The sequence below is a fragment of the Pseudomonas sp. S4_EA_1b genome (assembly GCF_016307435.1).
Taxonomy (GTDB): Bacteria; Pseudomonadota; Gammaproteobacteria; order Pseudomonadales; family Pseudomonadaceae; genus Aquipseudomonas; species Aquipseudomonas rhodesiae.
This window is the reverse complement of record NZ_JAEILC010000173.1, coordinates 1-6991: the sequence shown is the minus strand read 5'-3', so window position 1 is coordinate 6991 and position 6991 is coordinate 1. Positions and strand designations below refer to the sequence as shown.

Genomic DNA, 6991 nt, shown 5'->3' with positions numbered 1-6991 from the left:
GCGATGAAGGTGGCCAGCTTGATGCTGTGCTTCTCGATGGCGAAAGACTTGGAGACGGTGATTTTCTTCTCGGCCTCCATGATGTGCTGAAGCCGGCGCAGCATCACGGTTTTGCCGCTGCCGATGACGCCACAGAGTGCAATCAGACGGCCTTCGAAGATCGCGCCCTTGATGTCTTTGATCAGTTGCTGGTGATGGGCGGTCTCAAAATAACCGGCCTGGTTCAACGGTAATGTCAATCCGTAGTGCTGCATCACTTCAACCCGCATATTCTTCTCCAGTTTTTTTGTGGCGGAAGTAGCCCCTGACGCGCTCCAAGACCACACGTCGAATCAAAGTCTCGCTCAGCACCTGGTGGATAAACGCTTGATCTGCGTCCGAGAGTTTGGCCAACGGCTGCGCCAGTTCGTTGGCAATGGCCAGCTTACCGGCGATAACGCAGGGAAAGTGGTACTCGTGCGCTTCGACATCGAAGGGCTGACATGGCAATTCCATGGGCGCGACAGACGGTGTCAGTCGCACGTCGTTCCCGGCCAGGGCGGCGATGGGTAATCCCAACTGATCGGCCAATGAGCGGATGCGATCGGATCGCTCATCAACCTTGCCGCGCTTGAACGCTCGGTATCGATGCAGCGGAATCGGCCCGGAGACCGGATAGTAAGGGCCGAAGTGCTCGCCATCGAATTCGGCATAGAGTTCGTTATCGAACAGCCCCCACAGCAACACCACGAATTCCCCCGCCATTTCCGGCTCGACCTCAAAGGTCGTGCCGTCGATGGTGACACGGGCATCCACGCCGACCTTGCGGCGCTCCGGCTCGCGGGCAAAGCGACAGAACTGCTCCCAGGTACACATCTCGCGCAGCCCCTCGGCAGGTAAGTTGGCCAACCAATCCTCAATCCGCGAATGTGGCTCGTTACGATGGCGTTGCATGTTGTAGGTACGCACTAGGTAACGCATCAGCCACTCGTTGGCCTGGGCTTCGGTTTCCGGCTTATGGAAGTGATACAGCGTCTCGTGAGCTTCCTTCACCGTGCGAAATGGTCGTTCAACCTTGCCCTTTGAGCGGGCCGTGGTGCGTGTTCCATCTTTGCCGGCGGGCAGATGCGTCTGCCACTCGATGCCCAGTGCCTGCATAACCTTCTGGAACACTCGGCGCTTGGCCACCGGGCCATTGTCCAGGTAGATCATCTTCGGGCGACCCTGGAACGCAAATGTAGGATCAGCCTTCGGTGCCATGGCGTTGAACAAAAAACGCAACGCCGATTCCGCGTCCTCACCGTATACGCAGTGGTATTCCTGGTAAGCCACGCCGCTGCGGTCGTCGACCACGCTGAACAACATCAGCGTTGGTTCGCCTCTGGCCGGGTCGACCCACTCTGGCTTATCGATGTGCTGAGGTCGGAAGGCGACAAGTCGAACTGCCAACAGTCGTTGCTGTGCTGCGCTTGAAACCGTACGGCAGGCGGTTGCCGCAACAGCCGCGACTGATCCAATCGCCATAGGGACAAGTAGCGATTGATGGTCGGACGGCTCAACAGGCCCTTTGGCGCCTTGACCAAGCCTTGAGCAGTCTCCACGCCGTAGTCTTCCAGCAGCTCGATAGCACGATGGGTGGAAAGGTGTCGGCCCTGCTTATTGGTCGTGCGCAGTTTCAGTGCCGCAATCAACTCGCAGTAGCGTTCCAGTTCGCCCTGCTGCAACACGCGAGGTTTACCGTGATCGGCCCTGTGGGGCCGCATGGGTTATATGGAGGAGGTTCAGCGCTCGGTACACGGTACTGGGAGATACGCCGTTCAACTCAGCGACCGCCGTCACCTGGGCCGTTCGCTCCGGGCTTTTTCTTCGGCAAACGGTCAAGCCGCTGCCGCAACTGCATCGGCGAGTCGTCAGGGATAGGGCTATGCCGCCCGCTGGGCATTACGTTCAGCCTCGGTCAGGTAGTTGTAGAGCGTTGAACGACCGATACCCATCAAACGGCAGATCTCCGCCACCGTGTGTTTTCGTTCGTGGTAAAGGCTCAAAGCTAGCTCTTGCTTGGCTGGGTCGAGTCGCTTCTTACGTCCCCTCTTACGACCGCGTGGGCGGGCTGCCGACAGTCCCGCCTGAGTGCGCTCGCGGATCAAGTTGCGCTCGAACTCGGCCAGGGCAACAAACAGATGGAACACCAGGCGGCCACCAATCGAGGCGGTGTCGATGCTTTCTTGCAAGCTGCGCAAGCCAACGCCGGTTACATCCAGTTGCTCGACCAGCCGGATCAGATCTTTCAGTGAGCGTCCCAGTCGATCCAGACGCCAAATCACCACGGTGTCGTCCGGGTGCAACGTGGCCAGCAAAGCAGTCAGGCCAACCCGTTCGGCTTTGGCACCGCTGGCAGTGTCTTCGAACACGCGCTCGCAACCCGCTTTCAGCAACGCATCGCGTTGCAGATCAAGGAGCTGGTCGTCAGTTGAGACGCGGGCATATCCAATCAGCCTGGTTTCGTCCAGATATTCAACAAATATCCAGTGTAGTCGGATATTGAAAAGTGGAAACTGTTGTTGGATGCAGATAATGCCGTTTTACCGCAGGGCGACCGAACTCCGCTCGACCGTCCAACAAACCCTCGTTTGATGGACGACCGATCAGTCGCAAATAATGTGAGCCCGTAACAATGGAATGCAAGCCGGCGCAGATCAATGCAAGCTCGCTCGCAGCTAATGTGAGTCAGAGAGCTCCGTCAGGCGCAATTAATCTGAGCCGAAAAATGCGTTGATTGCGAGCACGGTCGTTTTCGATTGCAAGCCGTTACACCTATGACGAAAAGGGGGCGAGATGAGGTTTTTGAGACCCAACCGGCCCACGGCTTACTCGCTTCGCAGAATTTTAACGTGAGGTCTAAGTCGGCCATTATTTTTGAGTAGAAAGCAAAGGCCCGATCAAAATCACCTACGCCTAAACAAACATGGGAAATCATGGTGGCTACCACTGCGGCTATGAATACGCAATGGGATCAAAAATGATCCCGTACAACCAAGCTACAACAGTTGCCCGCCCGAGATATCAAACGTCGTCCCATTAGCCCAGGCCATGTCATCGGACAAGATCGCTGCAACCGCAGCGCCTATATCATCCTGCAGACCAACGCGGCCCAGGGAGATACGGCTGGCGATTGGTGGCCCAGCGGTCGTTTTTCCGCGATCCAGCTTGGTATTGCCCGATATCACCCCATAACTATCCCCATATCCACCAAGCGCAAGGACACACCATGACCAACCCAACCGAAACCGCCATCCTCGCCGGCGGCTGCTTCTGGGGCATGCAGGACCTGCTGCGACGCTACCCCGGCGTGCTGCGCACGCGCGTCGGCTACACCGGCGGCGATGTGCCGAATGCCACCTACCGCAACCATGGCAACCATGCCGAAGCGATTGAAATCGTGTTTGACCCGGCGGTGATTTCCTACCGACAGATCCTTGAGTTCTTTTTCCAGATCCATGACCCCAGCACGCCGAATCGGCAGGGCAATGATCTGGGGCCAAGCTATCGTTCGGCGATTTACTACCTGAGCGAGCAGCAACGGGAGATTGCCGAAGACACCGCGGCTGACGTGGATGCTTCCCAGCTATGGCCGGGGCCTGTGGTTACGCAGATAGAGCCTGCAAGGGAGTTCTGGGAGGCGGAGCCGGAGCATCAGGATTACCTGGAGCGGATACCCAACGGGTATACCTGCCACTTCATTCGGCCGAATTGGACGTTGCCCAAGCGGAGCTAAGCGTGAGTAGCGCTGGGGAGAGGCCGTGAATTCCGTGGTGAGCAGGCTTGCCCTGCGCTGGGCTGCGAAGCGGCCCCACTCCAGGCAATGTGGTTTCATCTGACACTCCGAGGTGCCTGGGTTTGGGGCNNCAAGCCTGCTCACCACAGCGAGCCCGCTCACCACAGCAAGCCCGCTCACAGGGTTATGCGTCAGCCTTTAAGACTTGTGTGGATACCTGTGTCTATCGGAGCAAGTCGAATCGTCGCTCCGCCCCTTCCACATTTATCCGCTTTACCTGAAGGCTTCAGCGCACCAGGCAAGGCTGCTTATTATCAAACCGCCACCCCGGAATCAGGAACTGCATCGCCACGCTGTCATCCCGCGCGCCGAGGCCCATGCCTTTGTACAGTTCATGGGCGTGGGCCACGGCGTCCATGTCGATGTCTACCCCCAGGCCGGGCCGGGTCGGCACCTTCACATAACCCCCTTCGATTTTCAGCGGCTCGCGGGTCAGGCGTTGGCCGTCCTGCCAGATCCAGTGGGTGTCGATAGCGGTGATGTCGCCCGGTGCGGCGGCGGCCACTTGGGTGAACATCGCCAGGGAAATATCGAAGTGGTTGTTGGAGTGCGAACCCCAGGTCAGGCCCCACTCGTGGCACATCTGCGCCACGCGCACCGAGCCTTGCATCGTCCAGAAGTGCGGGTCGGCCAGGGGGATGTCCACCGATTGCAGCTGGATCGCGTGGCCCATCTCGCGCCAGTCGGTGGCGATCATGTTGGTGGCGGTCTTGAGCCCGGTGGCGCGGCGGAATTCGGCCATGACTTCGCGGCCTGAGTAACCGTTTTCGGCACCGCAGGGGTCTTCGGCATAAGCCAGTACGTGGTGCTGGTCGCGGCACAGGCGGATGGCTTCTTTCAGCGACCAGGCGCCGTTGGGGTCGAGGGTGATGCGTGCCTCGGGGAAGCGTTCGGCCAGTGCGGTGACCGCTTCGATTTCGGCATCGCCGCTTAGCACGCCGCCCTTGAGCTTGAAGTCATTGAAGCCATATTTGGCCTGGGCCGCCTCGGCCAGGCGCACTACCGCCTCGGCGGTCAGGGCGGTTTCATGGCGCAGGCGGAACCACGCATCATCGCTGTCGGCCTCGTTGCGATAGGCCAGGTCGGTGGCCGTACGGTCGCCGACGTAGAACAGATAGCCCAGCATTTTCACCGCATCGCGCTGCTGGCCTTCGCCGAGCAGTGCGGCCACCGGCACTTCGAGAAACTGCCCCAGCAAGTCGAGCAAGGCGGCTTCCATGGCGGTCACCGCATGGATGGTGATGCGCAGGTCAAAGGTCTGCAGGCCACGCCCGGCGGCATCCCGCGAGGCAAAAGTGCTGCGCATGCGGTTGAGGATGCGCTGGTACTGGCCGATGGGTTGGCCGATCACCAGGCTGCGCGCGTCTTCCAGGGTTTCGCGGATGCGTTCGCCGCCGGGTACTTCGCCGACGCCAGTGTGGCCGCTGCTGTCCTTGAGAATCACGATATTGCGCGTAAAAAATGGCCCATGGGCGCCGCTGAGGTTGAGCAGCATGCTGTCGTGGCCGGCCACGGGGATGACCTGAAAGTGAGTGACGATTGGCGTAGTCATGGCAGGTTCCTGGTTGAGCTTAAAGAGGTTTGCTGAGGGCGGCGCTGGGCACGCTGCCGGGCGCGGTCAAGGTGGACGAGGGCGAGGTCTTGGCGAAGAACACCAGGATCGCGGCCAGTACCGAGGTGCCGGCCAGGCCGTAGAGGCCGCCTTGGATCGAGCCGGTGGTCTGCTCCAGGAACCCAAACGTGGTTGGCGCAACAAAGCCGCCCAGGTTGCCGATGGAGTTGATCAGCGCGATCACCGCCGCGGCGATGCGCACATCCAGATAGCCCTGGGGGATCGGCCAGAACAGCGAAGACGCCGACTTGAAACCAATCGCCGCGAAGCAGATCGCCACAAAGGCGAAGATCGGCCCGCCGGTGGTGGACATGAACATGCCCGCCGCCGCAATCAACAGCGCCGCCGCGACCCAGGCCTGCTGGAATTTGAACTTGCCCGACAGCGAGGCGAAGGCATACATGGCGATGATCGAGATCAGCCACGGGATCGAGTTAAAGAAACCCACCTGCACATCGCTGAGGTCGCCCATCTTCTTGATGATGCTCGGCAGCCAGAAGGTTGCGGCGTAAATGGTCAGTTGGATGCAGAAGTACAGCGCGCAGAACAACAGAATCTGGCGGTCTTTGAGCAGTTGGCCGAGGGTCGGCTTGACGCTGGTCAGCGCCTCGCGCTCGCGTTGTTCCTGGTCGATGGCGCCCACCAGTGCGTCCTGTTCTTCGCGGGTCATCCATTTGGCGTCGTGGGGCTTGGAATCGAGCCAGAACCACACGAAGAACCCGATGGCCACCGAGGCCAGGCCTTCGATGGCGAACATCCACTGCCAACCGTGCAGGCCAAACCCTTCGATCTGCAGCAGTGCACCCGACAGCGGGCCGGAGATCAGCGAGGCCACCGCCGAGCCGCTGAGGAAAATCGCGATGGCTTTGCCGCGCTCCACACCCGGCAGCCAGCGTGTGAAGTAGTAGATCACTCCTGGGAAGAAACCAGCCTCGGCCACTCCCAGCAGAAAACGCAGAATGTAGAAGTGGGTTTCGTTCTGGATAAACGCCATCAACGTGGCGACGATGCCCCAGGTGAACATAATGCGGGTCAGCCAGATACGCGCGCCGACCTTTTGCAGCAGCATATTGGAGGGCACTTCGAAGAGGGCATACCCAATGAAAAACAGCCCGGCGCCAAAGCCATAGGCGGCCGCGCCGATGCCTAGGTCATGCTCCATGTGCGTTCGCACGAAGCCGATATTGACCCGGTCGATGTAGTTGANNCTGCGTTCTGAAGCAACAGCTGCGTGGTTTGAATTGTTCACAATTCAAGACTCCCCCTGATTATTTTTATTCGGGTTTGTGCGTTTTGTTAATAGACATCATACAAGTAGTTGTCTTGGGGTCGCAATGCACTGCTCGGGATTTGTTCTTATAAAGCCCGCCATTCAGTGAGTATTTTGGTTATTTGTCAGCTTTCGTTGGGTTTTTTGGCGGTTGTTAAGCCCGGAGTGTAGTCTCTCTCAAAGGACCCTAATAGGTCTTTATGTGTAGTGTTGTCATACAAGTGGGAGGGTTTCGGATTCGTGTCACGCCGAACAGGCAGAATGTTAAGCTTCTCCCCAGCCCAACCCCGTGGAC

Annotated in this window: 4 protein-coding genes and 3 pseudogenes; 1 reads left to right on the top strand and 6 read right to left on the bottom strand. The window is 59.0% G+C overall.

Going from position 1 to position 6991, the window contains the following annotated elements:
* The 4 genes and pseudogenes from YA0848_RS34725 to YA0848_RS34710 all read right to left on the bottom strand — a co-directional run.
* A pseudogene (locus YA0848_RS34725) lies at positions 1-269 on the bottom strand (ExeA family protein); the annotation flags it as partial.
* Positions 259-1897, bottom strand: a pseudogene (locus tag YA0848_RS34720) (IS481 family transposase). The pseudogenes YA0848_RS34720 and YA0848_RS34725, both read right to left, overlap by 11 nt.
* A gap of 4 nt (positions 1898-1901) precedes the next feature.
* Complete coding sequence (locus YA0848_RS34715) at positions 1902-2474, bottom strand: recombinase family protein (RefSeq protein WP_169902501.1); 573 nt, start codon at positions 2472-2474, stop codon at positions 1902-1904.
* Positions 2475-3017: 543 nt separating this feature from the next.
* Positions 3018-3152: pseudogene (locus tag YA0848_RS34710) on the bottom strand (3-oxoacyl-ACP reductase); the annotation flags it as partial.
* Positions 3153-3247: 95 nt separating this feature from the next.
* Between YA0848_RS34710 and msrA the strand changes: the two are divergent.
* Complete coding sequence (gene msrA, locus YA0848_RS34705) at positions 3248-3754, top strand: peptide-methionine (S)-S-oxide reductase MsrA (RefSeq protein WP_034114605.1); 507 nt, start codon at positions 3248-3250, stop codon at positions 3752-3754.
* Positions 3755-4040: 286 nt separating this feature from the next.
* Here msrA and gudD read toward each other — a convergent pair whose 3' ends face one another.
* A complete protein-coding gene (gene gudD, locus YA0848_RS34700) occupies positions 4041-5366 on the bottom strand; it encodes a glucarate dehydratase (protein ID WP_034099269.1) in 1326 nt (441 codons plus the stop codon).
* 19 nt (positions 5367-5385) lie between these two features.
* On the bottom strand, positions 5386-6675 hold the full coding sequence (locus tag YA0848_RS34695) for an MFS transporter (protein ID WP_332874111.1): 1290 nt from the start codon (positions 6673-6675) through the stop codon (positions 5386-5388).
* Positions 6676-6991: the final 316 nt, after the last annotated feature.